Origin of the sequence: Prevotella sp. SGI.167, assembly GCF_050313615.1 — a bacterium.
Lineage (GTDB): Bacteria > Bacteroidota > Bacteroidia > Bacteroidales > Bacteroidaceae > Prevotella.
In genome coordinates, this window is sequence record NZ_JBNPLT010000107.1 from 1 (window position 1) to 904 (window position 904).

The 904-nt window shown below is 48.6% G+C and carries 1 protein-coding gene; it reads left to right on the top strand.

The window, feature by feature from the left end:
- A partial coding sequence (locus tag ACQRBJ_RS16075; protein WP_445304235.1) for a polysaccharide biosynthesis protein occupies positions 1 to 874 on the top strand: 874 nt, incomplete at its 5' end.
- Positions 875 to 904 lie beyond the last annotated feature (30 nt).

Sequence of the window (904 nt, forward strand, 5' to 3'; positions counted from 1 at the left end):
CCCTTGCGAAACCATCGTAACCAGCATCACCAATGCCACCCGTATGGAGCGCATCTTCTCCGAGTATCATCCAGACTATGTCTTCCATGCCGCAGCCTATAAGCATGTACCGATGATGGAGGACAATCCAGCCGAGGCAGTGCAGAATAATATATATGGTACGCGCGTGATAGCCGATATGGCAGTGAAGTACGGCACCAAGAAGTTTGTGATGATCTCTACCGATAAGGCTGTGAACCCAACCAACGTGATGGGCTGCAGCAAGCGAATCTGCGAGATCTATTGCCAGGCATTGAACAAGGCGATAGTTGATGGCGAGGTAAAGGGCGTTACCCAGTTTGTTACCACAAGATTCGGCAATGTCTTGGGAAGTAACGGTTCCGTTATTCCAATCTTCAAGAAGCAGATAGCGATGGGCGGTCCTATCACCGTTACCCATCCAGACATCATCCGTTTCTTCATGCTTATCCCGGAAGCCTGCAAGTTGGTATTGGAGGCAGGAACCATGGGTAAGGGAGGCGAGATCTTCGTCTTCGATATGGGCAAGCCAGTCCGCATCGCCGATTTGGCAAAACGCATGATAGCCCTTTCGGGAGTTGATGGCATCGACATCAAGTACGTTGGACTCCGAGATGGAGAGAAACTCTTCGAGGAAGTTCTGAACGACAAGGAGGCGACCGTTCCAACCCATCATCCAAAGATTATGGTAGCCAAGGTTCGTGAGTATCCATACGAGTTGGCACGCAAGAACGAGGAAGACCTCTATCAGCTCTCCTTCACCTACGATGACATGGCAATAGTGAAGAAGATGAAGGAGATAGTGCCAGAGTACAAGAGCCAGCACTCAAAGTACAGCGAGCTTGATCACAATTAAACATTATACATTAACAATTATACATTAAAT